Origin of the sequence: Rhodococcus sp. IEGM 1241 (assembly GCF_033142365.1) — a bacterium.
Classification (GTDB): domain Bacteria; phylum Actinomycetota; class Actinomycetes; order Mycobacteriales; family Mycobacteriaceae; genus Rhodococcus_F; species Rhodococcus_F erythropolis.
In genome coordinates, this window is record NZ_JAWLSE010000007.1 from 103,070 (window position 1) to 127,057 (window position 23,988).

General features: G+C 62.8%; 21 protein-coding genes. 17 read left to right on the forward strand and 4 right to left on the reverse strand.

Annotated elements, in window-relative coordinates; all coding sequences use genetic code 11:
- The first annotated feature begins 40 nt into the window (after positions 1 to 40).
- Positions 41 to 2,527: a phenylalanine--tRNA ligase subunit beta gene (pheT, locus tag R4P70_RS27345; protein WP_019748615.1), complete on the forward strand. Its 2,487-nt coding sequence runs from the start codon at positions 41 to 43 to the stop codon at positions 2,525 to 2,527.
- Between the two features lie 58 nt (positions 2,528 to 2,585).
- On the opposite strand, the gene R4P70_RS27350 is transcribed toward pheT, so the two are convergent.
- Complete coding sequence (locus tag R4P70_RS27350; RefSeq protein ID WP_317832721.1) at positions 2,586 to 3,650, reverse strand: Lrp/AsnC family transcriptional regulator; 1,065 nt, start codon at positions 3,648 to 3,650, stop codon at positions 2,586 to 2,588.
- Between the two features lie 56 nt (positions 3,651 to 3,706).
- On the opposite strand from R4P70_RS27350, the gene R4P70_RS27355 reads away from it, so the two are divergent.
- From R4P70_RS27355 to R4P70_RS27420, 14 genes are all read left to right on the forward strand, one after another.
- Positions 3,707 to 5,026, forward strand: coding sequence for an NAD(P)/FAD-dependent oxidoreductase (locus tag R4P70_RS27355; protein WP_317832722.1), 1,320 nt, complete (start codon positions 3,707 to 3,709; stop codon positions 5,024 to 5,026).
- Positions 5,026 to 5,937, forward strand: coding sequence for a bile acid:sodium symporter family protein (locus tag R4P70_RS27360; RefSeq protein ID WP_317832724.1), 912 nt, complete (start codon positions 5,026 to 5,028; stop codon positions 5,935 to 5,937). Before R4P70_RS27355 ends, R4P70_RS27360 begins: the two co-directional genes overlap by 1 nt.
- Positions 5,934 to 6,932: an SDR family oxidoreductase gene (locus R4P70_RS27365; RefSeq protein ID WP_317832725.1), complete on the forward strand. Its 999-nt coding sequence runs from the start codon at positions 5,934 to 5,936 to the stop codon at positions 6,930 to 6,932. Before R4P70_RS27360 ends, R4P70_RS27365 begins: the two co-directional genes overlap by 4 nt.
- Positions 6,933 to 6,985: 53 nt before the next feature.
- Positions 6,986 to 7,447, forward strand: a complete 462-nt coding sequence (locus R4P70_RS27370; protein ID WP_021344370.1) for a hypothetical protein — start codon at positions 6,986 to 6,988, stop codon at positions 7,445 to 7,447.
- A 38-nt stretch (positions 7,448 to 7,485) separates the two neighbouring features.
- On the forward strand, positions 7,486 to 8,556 hold the full coding sequence (gene argC, locus R4P70_RS27375; RefSeq protein ID WP_019748609.1) for an N-acetyl-gamma-glutamyl-phosphate reductase: 1,071 nt from the start codon (positions 7,486 to 7,488) through the stop codon (positions 8,554 to 8,556).
- A 59-nt stretch (positions 8,557 to 8,615) separates the two neighbouring features.
- Positions 8,616 to 9,827: a bifunctional glutamate N-acetyltransferase/amino-acid acetyltransferase ArgJ gene (argJ, locus tag R4P70_RS27380; protein ID WP_020907877.1), complete on the forward strand. Its 1,212-nt coding sequence runs from the start codon at positions 8,616 to 8,618 to the stop codon at positions 9,825 to 9,827.
- Complete coding sequence (gene argB / locus R4P70_RS27385) at positions 9,824 to 10,747, forward strand: acetylglutamate kinase (protein ID WP_019748607.1); 924 nt, start codon at positions 9,824 to 9,826, stop codon at positions 10,745 to 10,747. Before argJ ends, argB begins: the two co-directional genes overlap by 4 nt.
- The gene (locus tag R4P70_RS27390) at positions 10,744 to 11,943 is read left to right on the forward strand and encodes an acetylornithine transaminase (RefSeq protein WP_020969719.1); all 1,200 of its coding nucleotides are present in this window, start codon (positions 10,744 to 10,746) and stop codon (positions 11,941 to 11,943) included. Before argB ends, R4P70_RS27390 begins: the two co-directional genes overlap by 4 nt.
- Complete coding sequence (argF, locus tag R4P70_RS27395) at positions 11,940 to 12,890, forward strand: ornithine carbamoyltransferase (protein WP_019748605.1); 951 nt, start codon at positions 11,940 to 11,942, stop codon at positions 12,888 to 12,890. The genes R4P70_RS27390 and argF overlap by 4 nt, the downstream gene beginning before the upstream one ends.
- Positions 12,887 to 13,366: an arginine repressor gene (locus R4P70_RS27400; RefSeq protein ID WP_019748604.1), complete on the forward strand. Its 480-nt coding sequence runs from the start codon at positions 12,887 to 12,889 to the stop codon at positions 13,364 to 13,366. The genes argF and R4P70_RS27400 overlap by 4 nt, the downstream gene beginning before the upstream one ends.
- A gap of 47 nt (positions 13,367 to 13,413) precedes the next feature.
- Complete coding sequence (locus tag R4P70_RS27405; RefSeq protein ID WP_317832730.1) at positions 13,414 to 14,613, forward strand: argininosuccinate synthase; 1,200 nt, start codon at positions 13,414 to 13,416, stop codon at positions 14,611 to 14,613.
- 3 nt (positions 14,614 to 14,616) lie between these two features.
- Positions 14,617 to 16,059, forward strand: coding sequence for an argininosuccinate lyase (gene argH / locus R4P70_RS27410; protein WP_317832732.1), 1,443 nt, complete (start codon positions 14,617 to 14,619; stop codon positions 16,057 to 16,059).
- A gap of 170 nt (positions 16,060 to 16,229) precedes the next feature.
- A complete protein-coding gene (locus R4P70_RS27415) occupies positions 16,230 to 19,211 on the forward strand; it encodes an acyl-CoA synthetase (protein ID WP_019748602.1) in 2,982 nt (993 codons plus the stop codon).
- Between the two features lie 39 nt (positions 19,212 to 19,250).
- Positions 19,251 to 19,457: a Trm112 family protein gene (locus R4P70_RS27420; protein WP_003944045.1), complete on the forward strand. Its 207-nt coding sequence runs from the start codon at positions 19,251 to 19,253 to the stop codon at positions 19,455 to 19,457.
- Here the strand turns inward: R4P70_RS27420 and R4P70_RS27425 are convergent.
- Genes R4P70_RS27425 through R4P70_RS27435 form a run of 3 tightly spaced genes read right to left on the reverse strand, consistent with a single transcriptional unit; the run spans position 19,454 to position 21,560 of the window.
- Positions 19,454 to 20,077, reverse strand: coding sequence for a TetR family transcriptional regulator (locus R4P70_RS27425; RefSeq protein ID WP_047888968.1), 624 nt, complete (start codon positions 20,075 to 20,077; stop codon positions 19,454 to 19,456). The genes R4P70_RS27420 and R4P70_RS27425 overlap by 4 nt on opposite strands.
- A complete protein-coding gene (locus tag R4P70_RS27430; protein ID WP_003944033.1) occupies positions 20,074 to 20,829 on the reverse strand; it encodes an ABC transporter permease in 756 nt (251 codons plus the stop codon). The genes R4P70_RS27425 and R4P70_RS27430 overlap by 4 nt, the downstream gene beginning before the upstream one ends.
- A complete protein-coding gene (locus R4P70_RS27435; protein ID WP_020969718.1) occupies positions 20,826 to 21,560 on the reverse strand; it encodes an ABC transporter ATP-binding protein in 735 nt (244 codons plus the stop codon). The genes R4P70_RS27430 and R4P70_RS27435 overlap by 4 nt, the downstream gene beginning before the upstream one ends.
- An 86-nt stretch (positions 21,561 to 21,646) precedes the next feature.
- Between R4P70_RS27435 and R4P70_RS27440 the strand changes: the two genes are divergently transcribed.
- Both R4P70_RS27440 and tyrS read left to right on the forward strand, forming a co-directional pair.
- Positions 21,647 to 22,255: a DNA-3-methyladenine glycosylase gene (locus tag R4P70_RS27440; protein WP_317832735.1), complete on the forward strand. Its 609-nt coding sequence runs from the start codon at positions 21,647 to 21,649 to the stop codon at positions 22,253 to 22,255.
- A gap of 19 nt (positions 22,256 to 22,274) precedes the next feature.
- Positions 22,275 to 23,552: a tyrosine--tRNA ligase gene (gene tyrS / locus R4P70_RS27445; RefSeq protein WP_020907871.1), complete on the forward strand. Its 1,278-nt coding sequence runs from the start codon at positions 22,275 to 22,277 to the stop codon at positions 23,550 to 23,552.
- Positions 23,553 to 23,988: the final 436 nt, after the last annotated feature.

A 23,988-nucleotide genomic window follows, 5' to 3' on the forward strand; every position in this document is an offset into this window, starting at 1 on the left:
TTCACAAAGACTTATCGACAAACGAGAGAGCTGAGCAGACGTGCGAGTAGCGCAATCCTGGCTGACCGAGATCCTGCAGCGGGCAACTCCGGACTGGGAGGTGACCCCGGAAGAGCTGGACGCCGGGTTCGTCCGGGTGGGACTCGAAGTCGAGGAACTCGACACACTCGAGGCGATCGACGGCCCGTTGGTCGTCGGCAAGGTCGTCTCCATCACCGAACTGACCGAGTTCAAGAAGCCGATCCGCTTCTGCCAGGTCGAGGTCGGCGAACCCGAGCCTCGCGGCATCGTCTGTGGCGCACGCAATTTCAACGAGGGTGACCTCGTCGTCGTTGCGCTGCCCGGCGCGGTGCTGCCCGGCGGATTCGAAATCGCCACTCGCAAGACGTACGGCCAGGTGTCCGACGGCATGATCTGCTCCGTCTCGGAACTCGGTATCGGCAAAGACCATTCGGGCATCTTGGTGCTCGAGCCTGGTACCGCCGAACCCGGCGCAGATGGCAACGAGTTGCTCGGTCTCGGTGACACGATCATCGAACTGAACATCACCCCGGACCGTGGCTACTGCTTCTCGGTCCGCGGTCTCACGCGAGAGCTCGCGTGCGGCTTCGATCTCGAATATGCCGATCCCGCTTCGGTTCCCGCGCACCCGGCTGAGGGTGAAGCCTGGCCGGTGCGCCTCGAACCGGAGTCCAAGGCTTCGCGTTTCGTGATGCGGAAGATCACGGGTATCGATCCGCAGGCAGTGAGCCCGTGGTGGCTGCAGCGTCGACTTCTGCTCTCGGGTGTTCGCCCGATCTCGCCGGCCGTCGACGTCACCAACTACGTGATGCTCGAACTCGGTCAGCCTCTGCACGCGTTCGATGCGACCTCGGTGCAGGGCGACCTGGTGGTCCGTCGCGCCAAGGCGGGGGAGAAGCTGACGACGCTCGACGACGTCGAACGCACGCTCGATCCCGAAGACGTTGTCATCGCCGACGATTCCGGAGTCATCTCGCTGGCTGCCGTCATGGGCGGCGCAACCACCGAGGTGGGAACGGCAACGACGGACATCCTCCTCGAAGGAGCTACTTGGGATCCGCTCGCAGTCTTCAAGACGGCGCGCCGGCACAAGCTGCCGAGTGAGGCGAGCAAGCGTTTCGAGCGCGTCGTCGATCCGGCGATTCCGCTCGCGGCCGTCGACCGCGCAGCCGCTCTGCTGGTCGAGATTGCCGGCGGACGGATCGAGCCGGTCCTGACCGACGTGGGCGATGTTGCCCCTCGCGCTGCCATTCGCATGGATATCGACCTGCCCGATCGTGTCGCCGGAGTCACGTACCCCAACGGCACCGCAGCTCGCCGCCTCACCCAGGTTGGCTGCAACGTCGAGGTCGGCGTCAGCGAAGAGGGACACGGCCAGTTGGTCGCGACGCCGCCGTCGTGGCGTCCGGACCTGGTGCAGCCTGCGGACCTTGTCGAGGAAGTTCTTCGCCTCGAAGGTCTCGAGCAGATCCCGTCGGTGCTTCCCGCTGCTCCGGCCGGACGCGGATTGACTCCGTCGCAGCGGCGTAAGCGCACGGTGTCGAAGGCCGTGGCTCACGCCGGTTACGTCGAGGTCCTTCCTCCGGTCTTCCTGCCCACCAACGTCTTCGACGTCTGGGGCCTCGACGCGGATGATCCGCGCCGCAACACCAGCAAGGTCCTCAACCCGCTCGAAGCCGATCGTCCGGAGTTGGCGACCACGCTGCTCCCGGGTCTGCTGGAGATCCTGGCTCGCAACGCTTCTCGCGGTCAGCGTGATCTTTCGCTGTACGGCATCGCGCAGGTTGTCCTGCCGGGCCCCGATACCAAGCCGGTGGATGCATTGCCGGTGGATCGTCGCCCGACGGACGAGCAGATCGCGAACCTGATCGCGTCGTTGCCGGCTCAGCCCGTGCACATCGCTGCAGTGTTGAGTGGTTTGCGTGAGCCGAGCGGCCCCTGGGGTCCTGGCCGTCAGGCCGAGGCTTCGGACACTTTTGCAGCAGTGCGGGTCATTGCAGCTGCAGCAGGCGTCGAGGTGGAACTGCGTGCGGCGCAGTACCTGCCGTGGCATCCCGGCCGTTGCGCCGAGGTTGTCGTTGACGGCAACGTAGTCGGTCATGCGGGCGAACTGCATCCGGCTGTTCTCGAGCGTGCGGGATTGCCTGCGCGCACTTGTGCACTGGAAATCGACCTCGACGCTTTGCCGTTGGTCGAGAACCTGCCGGCGCCGCGCATTTCGCCCTTCCCCGCAGTGCTCCAGGACGTGGCGGTTGTTGTCGATCGCGATATTCCTGCGGCGAAGGTCCAGGAAGCTCTGCGTTCCGGCGGTGGCGAACTTCTCGAAGACATTCGCCTCTTCGACGTCTTCGAGGGCGAGCAGGTCGGTGAAGGCCGCAAGTCGCTCGCGTTCGCGTTGCGATTCCGTGGTGTCGACCGGACACTGACCGAGGACGAGGCAAGCGCGGCTCGCGATGCCGCGGTCGAGGCTGCCTCCAAGGCCGTCGGTGCGCAGATGCGCGGCTGATCTACTCAACTGATCACAGAGCCCACGTCCACTCCCGGTGGTCGTGGGCTCTGTTGTGTTATCGGTCTTCCGGTGAATCGGTGCGGCTCGGCAACCACACATCCGGGGCGATCGTCGAGGTTCTGCGCCCGTCCTGATCGAGTACGTGACCGAGCAGTTTGCGCAGGTGCAGCACGATGGATCGTTCGGTGACGTAAAGCCCCGAAATCTCCTTGCGCAGACGAATTTCGAATGCATCGAGTTCTGCAGGAGAATGCAGCCACAACTGAACCACCAGATTGTCGGCGCCCACCACCGCAAAACAGTTTCGGACTTCCGGCGCTCGGCTCAGTAATCGGCCCGCAGTATCGAGAAGTTCGGGTTCGACGCGGCACCACAGTGTGGCGAGCACGGGAAGCCCGGCCAGCGGCCGGGCAAATTCACACCGCAGCGCCACCAACCCCGAAGACGTGAGCCGGTCGATCTGGCGTTTGCACGCAGCCGGACTGACACCGATCGCGTCGGCCAACTCCTTCATGGGAGTGCGCCCGTCGTAGGCGAGGATCGTGAGAACCTTGCGATCCTTTTCGGAAATGCCGGTCGACCGAGCGCGCACGGCAGTACGGTTTTCGCTGGTGGTCAGCACACCCTTCTCGGACGGTGCCAGCGCATTGAGTCTCCATCGCCCACCTCCGGTGAACCAGCGTGTGATGATCGAGGTTCGTGTCGCGAGTACGCCGTCGATGGTTGCGATCTCTTCCGAGATGAAGCGCGACATCGACGCCAAGTCTGCAGTACCGGCTGTGACGAGCAGATCGGCTCTACCTGTCGATACTTCGATGGTCACGGCGTGGGCCAAGACGGTGAGACGTGCCGCGACGGTGTCGAGAAGTTCTGGTGAGCAATCGATTTCGATGATCGCTGTGACGATGGTGCCCAGCACCTGTGGCCCCGGAGTAACCGTGACCCAGGCCAACGACGATTCGGACAGTCGATTCCAACGCCGGGCGAGAGTCGCGGCGTCGAGTTCGAGTGGGCCGGCCAACGCAAGCCACTTCGATCGCGGTGCGAGCTGCAGCGCATTGATTATCCTCAGATCGATTTCATCTATCCCGCGATCGTTGTCGGCATCGAGTGCGCTCATAACGTCATTATCCTGCACATTGCCGCAAGATTCGAACTATCTGCGACGCTCGACCCATGAGCACAGAGGGCAAGTACGCGCTGATCGGAGCGGGTCCGTCTGGATTGGCCGGCGCACGAAACCTCGATCGAGCCGGCATAGCGTTCGACGGCTTCGAGAGCCACGACGACGTCGGTGGGCTCTGGGACATCGACAACCCGCACAGCACCGTCTACGAGTCGGCGCACCTCATTTCGTCGAAGGGCACCACCGCATTCGCGGAGTTCCCGATGGCGGATTCGGTTGCCGACTACCCGAGCCACGTCGAACTTGCCGAGTATTTCCGCGACTACGCCGATACCCACGATCTTCGCAAGCACTTTGCCTTCGGCACTACCGTCATCGACGTTTCGCCGGTCGATTCGCTGTGGCAGGTCACCACGCGTAGTCGCAGCGGTGAGACGACAGTCGCGCGGTATCGAGGCGTGATCATCGCGAACGGAACGCTGTCGAAGCCGAACGTACCGACGTTCCGGGGCAACTTCACCGGCACGTTGATGCACACGAGCGAGTACCGCAGCGCCGAGATCTTCCGCGAAAAGAGAGTGCTGGTCATCGGAGCGGGCAACAGTGGATGCGACATCGCCGTCGATGCCGTCCACCAGGCCGAGTGCGTCGATTTAAGCGTTCGGCGAGGCTACTACTTCGTCCCCAAGTATCTGTTCGGACGACCCTCGGACACCTTGAATCAGGGAAAGCCGTTGCCGCCGTGGATCAAACAACGCGTCGACACCTTGGTACTCAAGCAGTTCACGGGAGATCCGGTGCGGTTCGGATTTCCGGCACCGGACTACAAGATCTACGAATCGCATCCGGTCGTGAACTCGTTGATCCTGCACCACATCGGGCACGGTGACGTGCACGTGCGCGCTGACGTCGACCGGTTCGAGGGGAAGACGGTGCGGTTTGTCGACGGATCGTCTGCCGACTACGACCTCGTTCTCTGCGCCACGGGGTATCACCTCGACTATCCCTTCATCGCGCGCGAGGACCTGGACTGGTCGGGTGCTGCCCCGGACCTGTTCCTCAACGTCGCGAGTCGCCGCCACGACAATCTCTTTGTTCTCGGCATGGTCGAAGCATCCGGTCTCGGGTGGCAGGGCCGTTTCGAGCAGGCCGAGTTGGTGGCCAAATTGATCATCGCACGTACCGAAGCCCCCGCCGCGGCACGGGAATTCTCGGCGGCGGCGGCCGGTCCTCCTCCCGATCTGTCCGGGGGATACAAGTACCTGAAGCTGGGACGAATGGCCTACTACGTGAACAAGGACGCCTACCGATCGGCGATCAGACGGCACATCGGACTGCTCGATGCCGCTCTGACGAAGGGAGGACAGTGATGCCGATCGACGACGTGGTGCTCAACTTCAACCCGGGATCGTTGATGATCCTCAACGTGGTGCTGGCCGCGATCATGCTGGGGATCGCCCTCGACACCTCGGTCGACGACTTCCGTCGTGCGCTCACCAAACCCAAGGCGATGGCGGTGGGTATCGCTGCCCAGTTCCTGCTGCTGCCGGCAGTGACTTTTCTGCTGACGCTGACTCTCTCGCCCGCTCCCTCGGTAGCGCTCGGCATGATCCTGGTGGCGTGCTGCCCGCCGGGCAATATCTCGAATGTCCTGACTCACCGGGCGGGCGGCGACGTCGCACTCTCGGTCTCCATGACGGCGGTGTCGAACGTCCTCGCGATCTTCCTCATGCCGCTCAATCTCGCGTTCTGGGGGAGCCGACGCCCGGAGACCGACGCTCTGTTGCAGTCCGTGAACCTGAATGCGCTCGAGATGGTCGCGCAAATCGCCCTGATCATCGGCGTGCCGTTCGTTCTCGGCATCTGGGCGGCACAAAAGTTCCCGGAGATCGCCGCGAAAGCGCAGCCTTGGGTGAAAAACGGTTCGTTGGTGGCGTTGTTGATCTTCATCGTCGCGGGTGTGTCAGGGAATGCGTCGTACTTCGTCGACTACATCGGGGTGGTACTGCTCGCGGTCTTCCTGCACGACACGGTTGCCCTCGCACTGGGATACTTCTGCGGCGCCGTCACCGGGTTGAACGAATACAGCCGTCGCGCCGTCTCTTTCGAGGTCGGCATCCGCAATGCCGGACTGGGGCTTGGCCTGGTGTTCACGTTCTTCGACGGGCTCGGTGGCATGGCCGTCGTGGCCGGCTGGTGGGGGATCTGGGACATCATCGCCGGGTTGGCTCTGGCGACGATCTGGTCCAAGCGACGCGCCCGAAAGGCGGTACCGGCATGACCGTCGCACTCGTCACGGGCGGGAACGGGTTCCTGGGTACCGCTGTCATCGACGCACTGATCGCGCAGGGCATCACCGTCGTCTGTGTCGACCTCACCGTCAAGGACACGCCGGACGATCGCATCCGCCGCGTTAGGGCGGACGTCTGCGACCCCACAGAATTGGGGCGGGTGTTCGGTCAGTACCGACCGAACGTCGTGATCCACCTTGCGTCCATCGTGAATCCCGGCAAGAACACGACAGCAGAGCAGGAGTACCGCGTTGACGTCGACGGGACACGAAACGTGCTCGCGGCCTGCGTCGAACACGGGGTTGGACGGATCGTCGTGTCTTCGTCCGGAGCGGCGTACGGCTACCACTCCGACAACCCACCGTGGATCACCGAGGACGTACCTGTCCGAGGCAACGACGAATTCACTTACAGTCGCCACAAACGCCTGGTCGAAGAGATGCTCGCCGAATATCGCGTCGAACACCCGGAGTTGGAACAAGTTGTCTTCCGGATCGGCACGATCTTGGGTGTGAGCGTCGACAATCAGATCACCGCGTTGTTCGATCGCCGCAAGCTGCTCAAGGTTGCCGGGAGCGACAGCCCCTTCGTGTTCGTCTGGCACACCGATGTCGCGGGCGCTTTTGCGGAGGCCGTGACCGGAAACCAAGTGGGCATCTTCAACGTCGCGGGCGACGGCTCGTTGACCGTCGACGAGTTGGCTTCCCGGATGGGCAAGCGCACGGTGACGCTTCCTGCATGGCTGTTGCGAGGCGTTCTACGCGTCGGACGGCGATTGGGCGTAACGGAACACGGTCCGGAGCGCGTCGGATTTCTCCAGTACCGACCCGTTCTCGACAATCGGCGGCTCAAGGAACAGTTCGGGTACGTCCCCGAATATTCGAGCGAGGACGCGTTTGCCGCTTACCTCGCCTCACGCCGACCCCTTCGGCAGACAGTCGTGGAAGGATCGGAGTTGTCCGTCGGCATTTCGAGAAGGGACTGACAGTGTCACGAAATGATGGGCCCGAACATGATGGGTCCGAGCACGATGGGTCCGTGCACCAGGTAGTCGAGGCCGCCAGTGCACTCGACGACAAGGACTTCCTCGCGGTCGTCCGCGCAGTGGTCGAGCGTCGTCCGAGCTTGTCGGTCCTTCTTTCCGTGGTGGACACCGCTGCCGCGAGCCTCGAGCCGCACCGTGTAGAGGACGACAACACGATCACCGACGCCGAAGAAGTTGAACTGCCCGACACCGTTGTGGAGGTCGACGAGATCATCGACGTCCCGGTGGTACTTGCGACCGACCCGAGAATTCCCGAACCCGACTACACCGAAGGGGGAGTCCCCACTTTCGACCGTGTTCGGGAGAAGATAGAGGGGCGCTTCGGTACTTCCATAGGTTCGGCCGAATTGGCACACGAGAGTCCTGCCGGAAAGTCCGTGGACGAGCAGTGGGACGAGCGCCAGAAGGCCGCAAAAGCCAAGCTCGAGGAGATCCGGCGATCCATGGGTAAGTAATTATGCATTCCGATGCACAATGATGCATACTGTGTGACATGACTGAAGGTGGTACGACCGAGAACGCACGCAAGCCGATCAGAGTCGCCGTTGCCGGCGCCAGTGGGTACGCCGGTGGTGAGGTTCTGCGTCTGCTCCTCGGGCACCCGTCCTACGCCGACGGCAGTCTGGTGATCGGTTCGCTGACCGCCGGTGGCAACGCCGGTTCGACGCTCGGTGAGCATCATCCGCACTTGCTCCCACTCTCTTCGCGGGTACTCGAAGAGACCACTGTCGAAATCCTCTCGGGTCACGACGTCGTCTTCCTCGGTCTCCCACACGGAAATTCGGCTCAGTACGCCAAGTTGCTGCCCGAGTCGACGGTCATCATCGACTGCGGCGCGGACTTCCGGCTGCAGGATCCCGCAGCCTGGGAGAAGTACTACAAGAGCACTCATGCCGGTACCTGGCCATACGGTCTTCCTGAATTGCCCGGTGCCCGTGAGAAATTGGTAGGCGCAACCCGCATTGCCGTTCCGGGCTGCTACCCGACGGCAGCGAGCCTCGCGCTGGCCCCCGCCGTTGCCGCGGGGATCGTGGACTCACACGTGAACGTGGTTGCGGTCAGTGGCACTTCGGGCGCCGGCCGGGCACCGAAGGCCGATCTGCTGGGTTCCGAGGTCATGGGCTCCGTCCGCGCATACGGTGTCGGAGGTGTCCATCGCCACACCCCTGAGATCATTCAGAATCTTTCGGCCGCAGGCGGCAAGGACATCAGTGTTTCTTTCACTCCGGTCCTCGCGCCCATGCCGCGCGGCATCCTCGCGACCTGCACGGCAGCCACGACGGCCACCGAAGAGCAAGCGCGCGAAATCTACGAAAAGGCATACAACGACGAGCCGTTCATCCACGTGCTGCCTGCCGGAGTCTTCCCGCAGACCGGTGCCGTGATCGGATCCAATGCCGTGCAGATCGGGGTCACCGTTGACGCCGACGCCGGTCAGCTCGTTGTCATCTCGGCAATCGACAATCTCACCAAGGGCACCGCCGGTGGCGCGGTGCAATCGATGAATCTCGCCCTTGGCCTACCCGAGACCGCAGGTCTCTCTACCGTGGGAGTAGCTCCGTGAGCACCGACAATCCGCAGCAGATCTACAACGCAACCGAGCCTGACGCGACAGTTGCAGACGTGGTTCACGTCGCCGGGGGACGTCTGCTCCGCACACAGGGCGTTACCGCACCTGCCGGATTCCGCGGTGCCGGAATTGCTGCCGGTATCAAGAAGAGTGGCAAGTCGGACCTCGCATTGGTGCTCAACGAGGGACCCGATCTGGCCGCTGCCGGCGTCTTCACCCTGAACAAGGTCAAGGCTGCTCCGGTGCTGTGGTCTCAGCAGGTTTTGACGACGGGCAAGCTGCGCGCGGTCGTGCTCAACTCGGGCGGCGCAAACGCGTGTACCGGCGCGGGTGGATTCCAGGATGCGCACAAGACTGCCGAGGAAGTTGCGTCGGCACTGAGCAATTGGGGAACCGAGACGGGCGCGATCGAGGTCGCCGTCTGTTCGACCGGCCTGATCGGTGACCGCTTGCCCATGGACAAGCTGATCCCCGGTGTCACCGAGGTAGTGCACGAACTGGCCGGCGGAATCTCCGGCGGTACCGACGCGGCGTACGCGATCATGACCACCGATACCGTGCCGAAGCAGGCGTCGCTGCACCACGCGAACAAGTGGAACGTCGGCGGAATGGCCAAGGGTGCAGGCATGCTCGCGCCCGCACTGGCGACGATGCTGTGCGTCGTCACGACCGATGCTGTCGCAACGGCCGAGCAGCTCGATACCGCTCTGCGCGCCGCCACCCACCTGAGCTTCGATCGCCTCGACGTCGACGGCGCCACGTCCACCAACGACACGGTGCTCCTGTTGGCCTCCGGCGCCAGCGGTGTCACACCGACCCAGGACGAACTCAACGCCGCGGTCTTCGCAGTGTGCGACGATCTCGCGGATCAGTTGATGGCAGACGCCGAGGGCGTCACCAAGCGGGTCAAGGTGACGGTTCGCGGCGCAGCGTCCGAGTCCGATGCGTTGATCGGCGCTCGGACCATCGCCCGCGACAGCCTGGTCAAGACGGCACTGTTCGGATCCGATCCGAACTGGGGCCGCGTCCTCGCAGCAGTGGGTATCGCTCCCATCGAGCTCGATCCCGATCGAATCAGTGTGTCCTTCAACGGGAGTCCCGTCTGCATCGACGGCGTCGGCGCTCCGGGAGCGCGTGAGGTGGACCTGAGCGGGATCGACATCGAACTCGACATCGACCTGGGAATCGGCAACGAGTCCGTGAGCATTCGCACCACGGACCTCTCGCACGCGTACGTCGAAGAGAACTCGGCGTACTCGTCATGACCGAGACGTATCCCGTGATCAGCGAGCATCAGAAGGCGCATGTCCTCGCCGACGCGCTGCCGTGGCTGCAGCGATTCCGAGACAAGGTGGTCGTGGTCAAGTACGGCGGAAACGCCATGATCGACGAGACACTCAAGACCGCCTTCGCCGCGGACATGGCGTTCCTGCGGACTGTCGGCATCCACCCCGTCGTCGTGCACGGCGGCGGCCCGCAGATCAACGCGATGCTGGCACGCCTTGGCATGAAGGGTGAGTTCCGCGGTGGTTTCCGGGTCACGACGCCCGAGGTGATGGACGTCGTCCGGATGGTGCTCTTCGGTCAGGTGGGCCGTGAACTCGTCGGCCTGATCAACGCGCACGGTCCGTACGCGGTCGGTATCTCCGGTGAAGACGCGCACCTGTTCACCGCAACTCGACGCACTGTTGCGGTCGAGGGGGAGCAGACCGACATCGGCCTGGTCGGAGACGTCACCACCGTGAACCCAGACGCGGTACTCGATCTCATTGCGGCAGGACGCATTCCGGTGGTCTCGACCATCGCGCCCGACGCCGACGGCGTCGTCCACAACATCAACGCCGATACTGCTGCTGCCGCACTGGCCGAGGCGATCGGTGCCGAGAAGCTCGTTGTCCTCACCGACGTCGAAGGCCTGTACACCGATTGGCCGGACCGATCCTCGCTGGCCACCGAAATCGACACCGACGCCCTGGCCCAGTTGTTGCCGAGTCTCGATGCCGGCATGGTGCCCAAGATGGAGGCCTGCCTTCGCGCGGTGCGCGGAGGTGTGCCGTCGGCGCACGTGATCGACGGCCGGCTCGAACATTCAGTCCTACTCGAACTTTTCACCGGTGAAGGAATCGGCACGATGGTCGTGCCCGGCTCCTCGGTCGCCGGTCCCCAGCAGGGAGCTACTTCATGAGCACGATCGATCTGCAGCAGCGGTGGTCCGCTTCGCTGATGAACAATTACGGCGTACCCCGGGTTGCTCTCGTCCGCGGTGACGGCGCCGTACTCACCGACGCCGACGGCAAGCAGTACGTCGACTTCCTTGCCGGAATCGCCGTCAACATCCTCGGACACGGACATCCGGCCGTCGTCGAAGCCGTCACTACTCAGTTGTCGACACTCGGCCATGTTTCCAACCTGTACGCCAGCGAGCCGGTCGTCGAGTTGGCGGAGCAGTTGCTCGCTCATCTCGGCAACGTCACCGGGCGCGCGTTCTTCTGCAACTCCGGTACCGAGGCGAACGAGGCTGCCTTCAAGCTCGCACGCGCTACTGGTCGGAAGAAGATCATCGCGGCCGAGGGCTCTTTCCACGGTCGCACGATGGGGGCACTCGCTCTGACGGGTCAGCCGGCCAAGCGGGCGCCGTTCGAACCGATGCCCGCCGGTGTCGAGTTCGTGCCGTACGGCGATGTCGAGGCTCTGGAGCGGGCAGTCGATTCCGACACCGCTGCTGTGTTCCTCGAACCGATCATGGGTGAGGGCGGCGTCGTGGTGCCACCCGAGGGATACCTCGTCGAGGCTCGGCGGATCACCGCCGAACGCGGGGCGCTGCTCGTACTCGACGAAGTTCAGACCGGCATCGGCCGGACCGGCTGGTTCTACGCACATCAGGCAGTCGGCATCGTGCCGGACGTCATCACTCTTGCGAAGGGACTCGGCGGCGGAATGCCGATCGGCGCCTGCATCGCGACCGGAGCAACGGCAGAGTTGTTCGGACCAGGCAAGCACGGTACGACGTTCGGTGGCAATCCGGTGTGCGCTGCGGCGGCGCTTGCCGTGCTGAAAACCATTGCAGCGGAAGACCTGATCTCACGCGCCGACAGCTTGGGCAAATCGATCTCGGCGGGCATCGAAGATCTGGGCCATCCGTTGGTCGACTACGTACGGGGATCAGGACTGTTGCTGGGTGTCGTGCTGACCGAGGACGTCGCGCCGGCGGTGGAAAATGCCGCGCGCGAAGCCGGGTACCTTGTGAATGCAGCGCAACCCGGAGTGATCCGGTTGGCGCCGCCGCTCATCCTCACGGATGAGCAGGCCGAAACCTTCGTGGCAGCACTACCTGCCATCTTCGACAGTGCACTATCGGCTGACCAGCCGGGGGAGAAGTGACTACCGTGGTGAAACACTTTCTCAGGGACGACGATCTGACTCCGGCGCAGCAGGCCGAAGTTCTGGAACTCGCTGCGATTCTCAAGAAGGACCCGTTCGCTCGGCGTCCACTCGAGGGTCCTCGCGGAGTCGGCGTCATCTTCGAGAAGAACTCGACGCGTACACGTTTCTCGTTCGAGATGGGCATCGCGCAGATGGGCGGCCACGCCGTCGTCGTCGACGGGCGCAGTACCCAACTCGGTCGTGAAGAGACGTTGGCGGACACCGGGCGCGTACTCTCCCGCTATGTCGACGCCGTCGTGTGGCGCACGTTCGGCCAGAAGCGCTTGGAGCAAATGGCAACGGGTGCAACGATTCCCATCGTCAATGCGTTGTCCGACGAATTTCATCCCTGTCAGGTTCTGGCCGATCTGCAAACGCTGATCGAGCAGAAGGGTGAGCTCAAGGGACTGAAGCTGACCTACCTGGGCGACGGCGCCAACAACATGGCTCACTCGCTGATGCTCGGCGGAGTCACCGCAGGCATCGACGTCACCATCGCAAGTCCCGCTGGCTTCGAACCGGCGGACTGGGTAGTGGCAGCAGCGCGCACACGCGCCGCGGAAACCGGTGCAACCATCACGCTGACGCAGGACCCGCAGGCCGGCGTCGTCGGTGCCGACGCGTTGGTCACCGATACCTGGACCTCGATGGGTCAGGAGAACGACGGGCTCGATCGGGTCGGACCTTTCCGCCCGTTCCAGATCAACAAGGAACTGCTCGCCAAAGCAGATCCGAAGGCTGTCGTCCTGCACTGCCTGCCGGCCCATCGCGGCGAAGAGGTCACCGACGAGGTTCTCGACGGACCCCAGAGCGTCGTCTGGGACGAGGCGGAGAACCGTCTGCACGCCCAGAAGGCGTTGCTCGTGTGGCTGCTGGAACAGCGAACCCAACTGGACCAGGCGTGAGCGTCGCTCCCACTCGGGCCGGTCGCCAGTCGCGCATCATCGCGCTGCTGGCGGCGCATCCCGTCCGAAGTCAGACGGAGTTGGCGGCGTTGCTCGGTGCCGAGGGCATCGAAGCGACGCAGGCCACCCTCTCGCGTGACCTCGAAGAGCTGGGAGCGGTGAAACTGCGTGCCGCTGACGGCGGCGCCGGTGTTTACGTGGTGCCGGAGGACGGGAACCCGGTACGCGGTGTGTCCGGCGGTACCGACCGCCTCTCACGGCTGTTGGGTGAGCTGTTGGTCTCCACCGATTTCAGCGGCAACATGGCGGTTCTCCGGACACCGCCGGGAGCCGCGCACTACCTCGCGAGCGCACTGGATCGGTCCTCGATGCCCGACATCGTGGGAACGATCGCCGGAGATGACACCATCTTCGTGGTGGCCCGAGAACCGCTTTCCGGAGCGGAACTCGCGGCCATGATCGAATCGCTCGCCTGACCCCTTATTCTTTGATAGAGATTTTCAACCGAAGGAGCACAAAAACCATGGCCGATCGCGTCGTACTCGCCTACTCGGGCGGGCTGGACACTTCTGTTGCCATCAGTTGGATCGGTAAGGAGACCGGCGCTGAAGTTGTCGCCGTCGCCATCGATCTGGGGCAGGGTGGCGAGGACATGGAGGTCGTGCGTCAGCGCGCGATCGACTGCGGCGCAGTCGAATCCGTTGTCGTCGACGCTCGCGACGAGTTCGCGGACGAGTACTGCCTGCCCACCATCCAGGCCAACGCCCTGTACATGGATCGCTACCCGCTCGTGTCCGCGATCAGCCGTCCGCTGATCGTCAAGCACATCGTCGAGGCCGCACGCTCGCACGGCGGAACCATCGTCTCGCACGGTTGCACCGGCAAGGGCAACGACCAGGTTCGCTTCGAGGTCGGCTTCGGCGCCCTCGCGCCCGACCTCTCGGTCATCGCACCGGTTCGTGACTACGCGTGGACCCGCGAAAAGGCAATCGCCTTCGCGGAAGAGAACAACATCCCGATCAACGTGTCCAAGAAGTCGCCGTTCTCGATCGACCAGAACGTCTGGGGCCGCGCCGTCGAAACCGGATTCCTCGAGGATCTGTGGAACGCGCCCACCAAGGACGTCTACGACTACACCGAGGATCCGACGGCCAACTGGAACGCACCCGACGAGCTGATCATCAGCTTCGACAAGGGTCGCCCGGTTGCCATCGACGGCCGTCCGGTCTCCGTCCTCGAAGCCATCCAGGAACTGAATCGCCGCGCCGGCGCTCAGGGAGTCGGCCGTCTCGACGTCGTCGAGGACCGCCTCGTGGGCATCAAGAGCCGCGAGATCTACGAAGCTCCCGGAGCGATGGTCCTCATCACCGCTCACCAGGAACTCGAGCACGTCACCCTCGAACGCGAACTCGGTCGCTACAAGCGTCAGATGGAGCAGCGTTGGTCCGAGCTGGTCTACGACGGCCTGTGGTTCTCCCCGCTCAAGGATGCTCTCGACACGTTTGTCGAGAAGACGCAGGAACGCGTCACCGGCGACATCCGTCTCTTCCTGCACGGTGGAGCCATCACGGTCAACGGCCGTCGTAGCCCCGAGTCGCTGTACGACTTCAACCTCGCAACGTACGACGAGGGCGACAGCTTCGACCAGTCCGCATCGAAGGGCTTCGTCGAGATCCACGGTCTGTCGTCGAAGGTCGCCGCGAAGCGCGATCTGGGTCTGTAAAGAATGACTGCGCACGGTGTCGGAGACGCCCAAAAACACGGCACTAATGAGGGCGCGTTGTGGGGCGGGCGGTTCGAATCCGGACCGGCCGCCGCCATGGCGGCCCTGAGTAAGTCGACTCACTTCGACTGGGTTCTGGCTCCGTACGACGTGCGGGCGTCGCAGGCTCATGCTCGCGTACTGAACAAGGCAGGCCTGCTCAGCGAGGCCGACCTCGCGACAATGCTCGACGGTCTCGACCGTCTGGCGGCAGATGTTGCCAGTGGCGCCTTCGGACCGAGTGATTCGGACGAGGACGTACACGGCGCACTCGAACGCGGTCTGATCGAGCGTGTCGGGCCTGAGGTCGGCGGACGCCTGCGTGCTGGTCGTTCGCGAAACGACCAGGTGGCCACGCTGTTCCGAATGTGGCTTCGGGATGCGGTTCGCCGCATCTCCACCGGCGTTCTCGACGTGGTCGACGCATTGGCGACTCAGGCCGGGGCTCACCCGGATGCCGTGATGCCGGGCAAGACGCACCTGCAGGCTGCTCAACCGGTCTTGTTGGCACATCACCTGCTCGCCCATGCGCATCCGCTGTTGCGCGACGTGCAACGTCTTCGCGACTTCGACGTACGAGCTGCGGTGTCCCCGTACGGTTCCGGTGCACTTGCCGGTTCCTCGCTCGGTCTCGACCCCGAAGCCATTGCAGCGGAATTGAAGTTCGACAGCTCGGCCGAGAACTCGATCGACGCAACCGCTTCGCGTGATTTTGCGGCCGAGGCAGCGTTCGTGCTTGCGATGATCGGTGTCGATCTCTCACGCATGGCGGAAGAGATCATCATCTGGAGCACACCGGAATTCGGCTACATCACGCTTGCCGACGCGTGGTCGACAGGTTCGTCGATCATGCCGCAGAAGAAGAATCCGGATGTCTCGGAACTCACGCGCGGTAAGTCTGGTCGTTTGATCGGTAACCTCACCGGCCTGCTGGCGACGCTCAAGGCTCAGCCGCTGGCGTACAACCGCGATCTGCAAGAGGACAAGGAACCGGTCTTCGACTCGGTTGCGCAGCTGGAGATGTTGCTCCCGGCCATCACCGGCCTGGTGCAGACTCTCGAGTTCCACACCGCGCGTATGGCGGAACTTGCTCCGGCAGGGTTCACGTTGGCCACCGACATCGCGGAGTGGATGGTGCGTCAGGGCGTGCCGTTCCGGGTTGCACACGAGGCTGCTGGAGCGTGTGTGCGTGTCGCCGAAGCGCGAGGCGTCGGACTCGAAGATCTCACGGACGAGGAACTGGCCGGCGTCGACAGCGCGCTGACACCCGCTGTTCGTGAGGTGCTGACAGTCGAGGGTTCCATCGCTTCGCGTAATGCGCGAGGCGGCACCGCGGGGGTGCGGGTAGCAGAACAGTTGGACGGAGTCCGAGCAGTGGCGCAGTCGCTGCGGGAATGGACCCTCTGACCTCGCGGTCACGAGTGTTTCCTCTCTCTTTTCGGCAGTAGTCCTTCGGTCGTACGCGGTCAGGGAGCAGAATTTGCTCCCTGACCGCGTACGCGTATTTGTCGTCAGTAGGCTTGTTGCGCGCGGGAAAAATGAGACTGACGTCACATGGTGAGTAACTTGGGAGTGAAATGGTGGGATTGAATTCCAAGTCTGTGCTGGGCCCGATTCGTCGGGTGGTTGCGACAGCACAAAACGGCCTCGAGGTCGTCCGGTTGGGTGGGCTGGAAACGGATGCGACCACGTCGCCGTTCGAGATCGTCGAGCGCGCAGCGATGTACCGGCTTCGCCGCTACTTCCCGGACAGCGATCCGGAAACCGTCGGTGCACCGATTGTGCTGATCCCGCCGATGATGATGTCGGCGAACGTGTACGACGTGACCCGCGACCAGGGTGCTGTGGGAATTCTGCACGAGATGGGCCTGGACCCCTGGGTAGTCGATTTTGGTTCGCCCGACTCCGAAGAGGGCGGTTGGGATCGCAATCTCGCCGATCACATCATCGCTCTCAGCGACATCATCGACCACATCCACCGTCACACCGGTAAAGATGTTCACATCTCCGGCTATTCGCAGGGCGGCATGTTTGCCTATCAAGCTGCCGCGTATCGGCGTAGTCGAAACATCGCCAGCGTCATCACCTTCGGCAGTCCGGTTGACACACTCGCCGCGTTGCCCTTCGGTATCCCGGCCGGATTGGCCACCAAGGGTGCGGATTTCCTCGCCGATCACGTCTTCAATCGCCTGGCGGTCACCGGGTGGATGGCTCGCACCGGGTTCCAGTTGCTCGATCCCGTGAAGACGTTGAAGATGCGCGTCGACTTCCTGCTTCAACTGCACGACCGTGAGGCTTTGCTGCCGAGGGAGCAGCAGCGACGCTTCCTCGCGACCGAGGGTTGGGTCGCGTGGTCCGGGCCCGCGGTTGCCGAACTGCTCAAGCAGTTCATCGTGCACAACCGAATGATGACCGGTGGTTTTGTCATCAAGGATCAATTGGTCTCGCTCGCCGAGATCACCTGCCCCATCCTGGCATTCGTCGGCGAGGTCGACGACATCGGTCAACCTCAGGCGGTTCGTGGGATCAGCCAGGCAGCGCCGCGGGCCAAGGTCTACGAATCTACCTTGCGCGCAGGTCATTTCGGATTGGTTGTCGGTTCCACCGCAGCCAATCACACCTGGCCGACCACCGGTGAATTCGTGCAGTGGACCGAGACGGGTGGACCCCTCCCGGACCGTATCGCGAACATGGTCTACGGCGCCGACCTCGAAGACCAGACCGGTGTGTCGATCAGCAATCGGATCATCCACACCGTCGCCTCGGTCGCTGAAGTAGGTGCAGGAGTCACCAAAGGAATCAGTGACCTTGCAGCTGGTGCGTTGCGCGGGACTTTCGAATTGTCCGGTGAAGCGGCACGCGCGTTGCCACGTCTTGCGCGACTCAACCAAATTCAGCCGCACACCAAGATCTCGCTGAGTCAATTGCTCGCGGAGCAGCGTCGAAAAGCGCCGAACGGCGAGTGCTTCCTCTTCGACAATCGTGTGCACACCTATGAAGCGGTCAACGCCCGCATCGACAATGTCGTGCGTGGATTGATTTCTGTGGGAGTACGTCCGGCAGCGCACGTCGGTGTCCTGATGGAGACCCGCCCCAGCGCGCTCGCGGCCATCGCGGCCCTGTCGCGCCTCGGTGCCGTTGCCGTCATGCTTCCGCCGGGGTCCGACATCTCGGCGGCGGTCAAGTTGGGATCGGTTGATCGGATCATCACCGATCCGGAGAACGTCGACGCTGCAGTGGTTACCGGTAGGCCGGTCTTGGTACTCGGCGGCGGCGATGCCCGCGGACTCGAGGTGGATCCGTCACACGACGTGATCGATCTCGAACAAATCGATCCGACGAAGGTCAATCTGCCCGGTTGGTACCGGCCGGATCCCGGCGTCGCCCGTGAACTCGCATTCATCATCTTTGCGGAATCGGGCGGTGTGCTCGAAGCCAAGCAGATCACTAACTACCGGTGGGCACTGTCGGCCTTCGGAACGGCCACGGCGGCAGATCTCGATCGCGGTGACACCGTGTACTGCCTTGCACCACTCCATCATTCGTCGAGTCTGCTCGCGACCATCGGTGGCGCTATGGCCGGTGGCTCACGGATTGCGCTCTCACGCGGACTGAATCCGGCTCGATTCGTCGAGGAAATCCATCGCTACGGTGTGACCGTCGTGAGTTACACGTGGTCGATGATGCGCGAGATCCTCGACGAGGATCTTCTTCTCATCGACGGTAGCCATCCGGTCCGACTGTTCATCGGTTCGGGAATGCCTCACGGGCTGTGGAAGCGGACCACGGAGGCGTTCGACCCCGCGCAGGTGCTCGAGTTCTATGCGTCGACCGAAGGTGACGTGATTCTTGCCAATGTCGCGGGCTCCAAAGTTGGTTCCAAGGGCCGCCCGTTGCCGGGTAGCGCGCAGGTGCGGTTGGCGGCATACGACCCGCTGAGTGGTCGGCTCCTCGAAAATGGAAACGGATTTGTCCGTGAGTGCGCCGAAGACGAAGTCGGGTTGCTACTCGGGCGCGCGGGATTCACTGCCGATCTCTCGGGCGGAGCCATGCGGGGACTCTTCCAAGCGGGTGATTCGTGGATTCCCACGGAGAATCTCTTCCGCCGGGACGCCGACGGCGACTACTGGCTGATCGATCACAAGAACACGGTCATTTCGACGCTCCGCGGTCCCGTGTTCACCCAGCCGATCGTCGACGCGTTGTCGAGTGTGGCGCGGGTGGATCTTGCCGTCGCATACGGCGTCGGTGACGCGCCGCATCAGCTGGCGGTCGCTGCCGTGACATGGCGTCCGGGGCGGCAGTTCCGTTCCGCCGAGCTTGCGGAGGCTCTCTCGCGCATCGCTTTTGATGCGCGCCCGGATATCGTGCACGTGGTAGACGAGATCCCGGTGGGTTCGTCGTACCGTCCGAGCTCCACTGCGTTAGCTGCCGCCGGATTGCCGGCGCCAGGACCACGGACCTGGTTCCTCGATTCCGAGACGCAGTCGTACAAGCGGCTGACCAAGGCAATTGCCGCGCAGTTGATGCCGACGAGGGTGGGCACCGGAGCACGGTAGCCTGAGGACATTCTGTTTGATCGGTTCGAGAGGACTCACGTGGCTATTGATTCGACGTTGCTCAGCATTTTGGCCTGCCCCCAGGACAAAGGCCCGCTGTTGCTGGTCGGGGACGAGTTGCTCTACAACCCGCGCCTGCGGCGTGCATACCCGATCGAGAACGGCATTCCAGTTCTGTTGATCGACGAGGCACGCGATGTGGCGGACGACGAGCACGAGAAGTTGCTCGCGCGGGCTGAAGGCTAGATCGGTAATTCACCGGTCAGGTACCGCTGGAGGTTCGGAGCCACCAGCGGTACCAAAGCGTCAACGCTCAATGATGCGAGTGGTTCGAGTCCGAGCACATATCGCGTGACCAGCAGTCCGGCCATCTGAGATGCCACCAATTCCGCTCTGATCAAGCCGGTACCAGGTGGTGTGTCCACCCGCGGAATGATGTCGCGCAATACGACATCGAGCAGAAAGCTCTGGATCAGCTGCGATCCGTCGCCGGAAACCGCCGATCGAAAAGCCGCCAGAATCGCCGGCTGGTGTTCCGATTCCCACAGCCCGATCACTGCTCTGAGTAGATTTTCGCCGAGATTTTCGGTCGGAGAGGCGTGAACCGGTCCCAATACCTGGACTGGATCGATCGGTAGCGCGATCGCAGCGGTGAACAACTGCTCCTTGCTTCCGAAATGATGATGAATCATGGCCGGATCGACGTCAGCGGCCGCAGCTATCGATCGAACGGTTGTTCGTCGAAAACCGTTCTGGGAGAACGCCCGTCGCGCCGAATCGAGGATCTGCGCGCGAGTCTCCGACTTGCCCGGTCGTCGCCCCGAACGAATCGGTGCCGGTGCGGGCGCCGTGTCGTTGTCGGTCATGGAGTGCGGCGATCGAGTGTTGCCGCGGCCAGCGAGAGTGCTGCGGCGGCGAAGCCCGCCATGACGGCGAGATCACGCCACATCTGACCCGTCGCGTCGGCATGCATCGACACTTGCTGAAGTGCGTCGACGGCGTAGCTCAAGGGGAGGACGTTGCTGATCCATTCGAGCCAGGTCGGCAATTGATCGCGGGGCACCAGGAGTCCACAGAGGAACAGTTGGGGGACCACAACTACCGGCATGAACTGCACCGCTTGGAACTCGGTCTTCGCGAATGCGCTGGCCAACAGGCCGAGCGCAACGCCGAGTATTGCGCCGAGAACTGCAATGACGATGACCCAGGCAAGACTGCCGGCGATGGTGAGTCCGAGAAATCCGAAAGCAACCGCGCACGCGAGAGCTGCCTGAGCGGCGGCCGAGAGCGAAAATGCCGCGCCGTATCCCGCCAGAAGATCGAGTTTGCCCATCGGTGTGGTGAGCAGGCGTTCGAGTGTTCCTGAACTGCGTTCGCGCTGCATGGCGATGGACGTGACCAGGAACATGACTACAAACGGCAAGATTCCCAGCATGGTGATCGCCACCCGTTGGAACAGTGAAACCTGGCCGGGCGGCGTGGGTACGTCTTGGTAGAGGAAATACAGCAAAATCATCAACAACGACGGGACCAACAAGATCATGGCCACCGTGCGATGGTCCTGGCGGAGCTGAAGCAGAATGCGTACGGTCGTAGCACCGAAGATCCTGATGCTCATGATATTTCGCCTCCGACGGGTGAAGTCCGAATCAGCTCGAGGAAGGCGTCCTCGAGGCGTTCACATCTGGTTTTGGCGCGCAATTCATCGGGTGTGAGTTGAGCGAGGAGATGCCCGTCTCGCATCAGGATCAGTTCAGCGCAGTGGTCGGCCTCATCCATGACGTGGCTGGAGACCAACAGGGTGGTTCCGCTGCGAGCAAGGTCGGCAAATCGTTCCCACAATTCGACACGAAGCACCGGATCGAGACCGACGGTCGGTTCGTCGAGGATCAACACATCAGGTGATGCCACCAACGCGCATGCCAGCGAGACTCGACCGCGTTGACCTCCGGACAGATCGGCGGCGGTCCGGTCGGCGTATCGGCTCAATCCGACGGCGTCGACCGCTGCTGCGACGTCTGCGCCGGACTTGCCGTACAGAGCTCCGAAGTACTGGACGTTTCGAGTGACCGTCAGGTCGCCGTACACGCTGGGGGATTGGGTGACGTATCCGACCCGGCGGCGAAGGGCAACGGACCCCGCGAGGTCGCCCAGGACTCTGACCTCACCACTTTCGACGATCTGGGTTCCGACTATCGCGCGCATCAGGGTTGTCTTGCCGCAGCCGGACGGGCCGAGCAGTCCGGTGATCGATCCTGCCGAAACCTGCAGGTCGAGTGAGTGAAGAACTTCGTGCTTGCCGCGAATGACTCGTAGTCCGCGGATGTCTATTGCCGGCGTGGTGGTCACGGTTCGCCTCATTTCAATAATTCATCACTTGTTGAATTATGCGACTCGGCCGACCGATGAGTCAACGGCGTGGGCACAATCGAAGGGTGAGTATCGAGACCTTGGAAAATGTGAAGAACCCGTTGGAAGCGGGCCTGACAATTCTCGGCTCGACCTTGATCGTCGACGACATCTCGCTGAGGATTGTCGAGGTCGAGGCGTACGGAGGGGAGAAGGACGGGCCCTGGCCAGATCCGGCAGCACATTCGTATCGGGGGCAAACGCCGCGGAACAGCGTGATGTTCGGGCGGGCGGGCCGTCTCTACGTCTACCGCAACTACGGAATGCACTTTTGTATGAACATCTCGTACGGCCCGGATGGTGTCGCGGGTGGTGTTCTGCTCCGAGCGGCCGAAATCGAGGCCGGTCACGATGTGGTGTCGGCTCGGAGATCGCCGGATCGACCATCTCACCAATGGGCCAGAGGGCCAGGTAATCTCGGCGCTTCCGTTGCAATCACGTTGGCGGACAACGGAACAGACGTGTTCAACCCCGCTTCGCGGGTTCGGCTCGAATTGGGGGAGTCGAAGGAATGGGTCAGTGGACCGCGGGTGGGGGTCAGTACTGCGGCCGAGGTCCCGTGGCGCCTCTGGATTCCGGACTCGCGAGCGGTGTCCGCGTACCGCCGAAGCCCGCGAGCGCCGGTCATTTCGTGAAGATGGGATGATCGAGTCCGTGACTGAGAATATTCTCGACGAACTGACCTGGCGTGGGCTGATCGCCCAATCAACTGATCTCGACGCTTTGCGTAAAGATCTCGAGGCCGGACCGGTCACGTTGTATGCGGGCTTCGACCCGACCGGGCCGAGCCTGCACGCAGGTCACCTGGTTCCGCTCCTCGCGCTCAAGCGGTTTCAGCGTGCCGGTAACCGGCCGATCGTTCTTGCCGGTGGTGCAACAGGCCTGATCGGTGATCCCCGTGACGTCGGGGAACGGACGATGAACTCCGCCGATACCGTCGCGGACTGGGCAGGTCGCATCCGTGGTCAGCTCGAACGATTCGTGGATTTCGACGATTCACCGACGAGTGCGGTCATCGAGAACAATATGAACTGGACCGGCAAGATGTCGGCCATCGACTTCCTGCGTGATGTCGGCAAACACTTCTCCGTGAACGTCATGCTTGCGCGTGACACCGTGAAGCGTCGTCTCGAGTCGGACGGGATGTCGTACACCGAGTTCAGCTACATGCTGCTCCAAGCCAACGACTACCTGCACTTGCGACGCGATCTCGGCTGCACTCTGCAGGTCGGTGGGTCCGATCAGTGGGGCAACATCATCGCGGGCGTCGAACTCAACCGTCGTGTCGACGGCGAGAGTGTTCACGCAATGACCGTTCCGCTGGTGACCTCGGCTGATGGGAAGAAGTTCGGAAAGTCGACCGGTGGCGGCAGTCTGTGGCTCGACCCCGAGATGACCAGCCCGTACGCGTGGTACCAGTACTTCGTGAACACCGGCGACGCCGACGTGATCAAGTACCTGCGCTGGTTCACGTTCCTGACCGCAGACGAACTCGCGGAACTCGAGACGGCAACGGCGGAGCGTCCGCATGCGCGCGAAGCGCAGAAGCGATTGGCTGCGGAGATGACGACCTTGGTTCACGGAGAACACAACACTCGCGCCGTCGAGCTCGCCAGCCAGGCGTTGTTCGGCAAGGCGGAATTGGCGGAACTCGACGAGTCGACGCTCGCCGCGGCGCTGAAGGAAGCATCTGTCAGCGAATTGGCGCCGGGGGAGCCGCGCACGATCATCGATCTGCTTGTGACGAGCGGTTTGTGTGAGAGCAAGGGAGCTGCTCGACGCGCAGTGAAGGAAGGCGGCGCTTCGGTGAACAACCAGAAGGTGTCGGCCGACGACTGGGAGCCCGCCGCATCCGATCTGCTTCACGGCAGCTGGTTGGTCGTCCGGCGCGGAAAGCGCAATTTCGCCGGCGTGAAAATACTTTCGAACTGACGTGTGTGGGGTCACAGTTGTCTCGCGGGGCTCCTGTGGCCGTTGGTGGCCCGTCTGCGGGCGGGCTACCAGCGGATTTAACCTGGCGAACACCTGCGACCTGCACGTTTGACGCTCAGTTTTCATTCGCGTAACTTTGTCCAAGTCAGAGCGACACGGACACCAACCCCGACCGAGAGGCCGGGGACACGCGGTTGGACGAAGTCGGAGACATTCACGCTCAACGGGAACTTGCTTCCTGGGAGCGAACAAGCTAAGATTGTAACCCTTGCCCCGGAGCTTTCAACCAGTTTGAAGCGATGGTGTGTGCGTGTTCTTTGAGAACTCAACAGTGTGTCGATGAATGTCAGTGCCAAATATTTTTTGGTACTTCACATCCGCGAATGATCAACCGCCTCTTGGGGTTTGGTTGGTTTGTGTGTGGTGTGAGTATTTT